The sequence below is a fragment of the Henriciella sp. genome, from assembly GCF_049649345.1.
In the GTDB taxonomy this organism is placed as follows: domain Bacteria; phylum Pseudomonadota; class Alphaproteobacteria; order Caulobacterales; family Hyphomonadaceae; genus Henriciella.
Window position 1 is genome coordinate 1 of the sequence record NZ_JBARZC010000219.1, and the last position, 2,856, is coordinate 2,856.

3 protein-coding genes are annotated in these 2,856 nt (G+C 61.8%); 1 reads left to right on the top strand and 2 read right to left on the bottom strand.

The window, feature by feature from the left end; translation table 11 throughout:
- The coding region (gene hemW / locus WA989_RS05470; RefSeq protein WP_424339497.1) for a radical SAM family heme chaperone HemW at window positions 1-1,226 on the top strand (1,226 nt) is incomplete at its 5' end.
- A gap of 47 nt (window positions 1,227-1,273) precedes the next feature.
- Here hemW and WA989_RS05475 read toward each other — a convergent pair.
- Complete coding sequence (locus WA989_RS05475) at window positions 1,274-2,083, bottom strand: SDR family NAD(P)-dependent oxidoreductase (protein ID WP_424339498.1); 810 nt, start codon at window positions 2,081-2,083, stop codon at window positions 1,274-1,276.
- On the bottom strand, window positions 2,073-2,856 hold a 784-nt coding region (locus WA989_RS05480; protein ID WP_424339499.1), incomplete at its 5' end, for a class I SAM-dependent methyltransferase. The genes WA989_RS05480 and WA989_RS05475, both read right to left, overlap by 11 nt.

The following is a 2,856-nucleotide window of genomic DNA, read 5'->3' on the forward strand; positions in this document are numbered from 1 at the left end:
GAAAAGCACGATATGAGCCACCGCGCCGATGCCTTCAGGAAGCTGAAAGCTGCCCTGATCGCATGAGCCCTGCCCTGCCCTTTGGCCCGGATTACGGCTTCGGGCTCTACATCCACTGGCCCTATTGCAGCCGGATCTGCCCCTATTGCGATTTCAACGTCTATGCCGCGAAAGATCGCGACAGCGCACCGCTTGTGAATGCTATCCTGGCCGATCTTGCGCGCCACAAGCACGCGCTCGGCGCCCATCCCAAGCTCCAGTCCGTCTATTTCGGGGGCGGCACGCCTTCCCTGCTGAGCAGCGAAGACATCGGCAGGCTGATCAGTGCAGCAGACTCCGCTTTCGGCTTGGACAGCGATGTCGAGATCACGCTCGAAGCCAATCCGAATGATGTGCTGAAGTCAGACGTCGAAGGCTGGGCGGCCGCTGGTGTGAACCGGCTCTCCATCGGCCTGCAATCCCTCAACGATGACGCCCTCCGCTTTCTTGGCCGCGACCATGATGCTGCAAGCGCCCGACGCGCCATAGAGCTCGCCGCCCGGCAGTTCCCCAACCACTCAATCGATCTCATCTATGCCCGCCCCGGACAGGCTGAAGACGCCTGGGCCGCCGAACTCTCGGACGCGCTCGCCCTCGGCGCACCGCACCTCTCGCTCTATGAGCTGACCATTGAGGAGCGCACCGCCTTCGGCAAACGGGCCGCCCGCGGCGAACTCGTGCCCATGCCGGATGATGATCAGGCCGATCTTTACGAACTGACGCAGGAGATTTGTGAGGGGCACGGCCTGCCCGCTTATGAAGTGTCCAATCATGCCCGCGCCCTCGATAACCAATCGAAGCACAACCTCATCTACTGGCGCGGCGGCGACTGGATCGGGCTTGGCCCCGGCGCCCATGGACGACTGACGTTTGATAGCGGCAGGATCGCGACGCTCGCGCCGCTGCGCCCCGACGATTACAGCGCGGCGGTCGCCAGAACCGCAGGGCTTACCGGCGATATGCTCTCGCCCATCGACTCCGCCCGCGAACTCCTGGCTCTCGGACTGCGCCCTTCAGAAGGTCTCAATCCGCAGCGTATCGAAGCCCTTGTCGGCGCACCGCTCGACAATGACGCCTTGGGCAATCTGATCGAAACCGGGTTCGTCCACCGGCTCGGCGAGCGCATTGCGCTTACAGCAAATGGCCGCCTTCTCGCCGACCGCATCGCGGCGGAGCTTTCGCCCTGACCTAAACTGGACAGTATTCAGAATAACGCCCGCATGGCCGCTGGCCCTTATTCCGTCTTCCGGAACCGCTTCGACTGTTTCTGCATGATCAGCCGGCCAAGCGGCTCGGGCATCACCTTGGTCAGTGTCGCGAGGCCCTTGTTCACAGCCCCCGGCACGACAACAGGCTGGCCCTTTGTCACCGCGTCTATGCCCGCTTCGACAACAGGCCCGGCCTTCATCCACATCCAGTCCGGCGACTCGTTCGTCATTTCCCGCGTGCCGTTCACATCGTGGAATTCGGTCCAGGTGAAGCCCGGACAGAGCGCCGTGCAGTGAATGTCATGTCCGCCGGCCTGCGCCTCGGCATGCACGCTTTCGGAGAATTTGATCATGCCGGCCTTCACGCTCGCATAGAGCGTGTGGCCCTGCGAACCCGGCGCGTAGCCAGCCAGCGAGGCGACATTGATGATCCGCCCGAAATTGCGCTCCGCCATGCCGGGCAAAACCTTGTGCACCAGCTCGATCGGGGCAGTGTAGAGCACGCGGATGAAAGCCGCCTGATCCTTCCAGCTTGTATTCAGGAAGGTGCCCGGCAGACCATAGCCCGCATTATTGACCAGCGCATCGACATGCCGGCCCGCCTCTTTCAGTTCCCGCAGGATTGTGTCGACGCTCTTGGCAAGCGCAAGGTCCTGCGAGATCGTGATCGTCGCGACCTTGTATTTTTCCTCGATCTCGCGCGCCAGGGTATCGAGCCGGTCGAGCCGGCGCGCCGTCAGCGCCACATCCCAGCCCTTGGCGGCATACTGGCGGGCAAACTCCGCCCCGAGCCCTGCCGATGCGCCTGTAATGAGAGCAAGTCTGTTACCCGGCATCTGCTTCAACCTTCTGTTTCCGCAAGACATTCACCTTGGTCAGGAAAGCAATCTCCGTGCGATCAAGGTCAAACCCGGCTTCGCCCATCGGCGGAACGAAATTCCATCCGAGATAGGCTTTGTAATAAGGCTCATGAAAACCTTCAGGGAAATATTCGAGGATACCGTCCAGCTTCTCATTGTCGCCGAACTGGAGACTGTCGGCGACAATGAACGCCCCGCCCGGTTTCAGCACGCGCGCAGACTCGGCCATGACGGCTTTGCGGGTCTTCTCGGGCAGTTCGTGGAAAAGATAGATGGAAACGATAACGTCGAGGCTCTGATCGGCGAACGGCAATGCCTCTGCCAGACCCTCGACAATCTCCACCCGCGGCCAGTCTGAGACCTGCTGGCGCGCCCGCTCTGCATAATTGGGCGACAGGTCCAGCCCGGTCGCCTGAAGCCGTGGAAAGGCCCGCATCGTCTCACGCAGAAAACGGCCCGTTCCGCAGGCGAGATCGAGCAGCTTCACCTCGCGCTGGTCACGGCCTTTCAGCTCGCGCGCAATTTCGGCCAGCGCCGCCCGCCGCATGACATCGGCAGAGCCTGTAAACAGCGCCTCAACCTGGTGGTCATAAAGTTTTGCGCTTTCGTCCGAGAGCCAGCCATCGGTCTGATAGTGAAAGTTCTGGCGATAATAGGCCGGATACCGATTGTGGCCTTCCAGCTTCTCGCGCACTTCAGTGCCGTCGCGCTCAACCCTGCGCCTGTCCACATCGGCCACATCCTTCAGG

Bases quoted from the DNA above. Each gene is read 5' to 3' on its own strand.
- WA989_RS05475 (WP_424339498.1), bottom strand. From the start codon at position 2,083: ATGCCGGGTAACAGACTTGCTCTCATTACAGGCGCATCGGCAGGGCTC.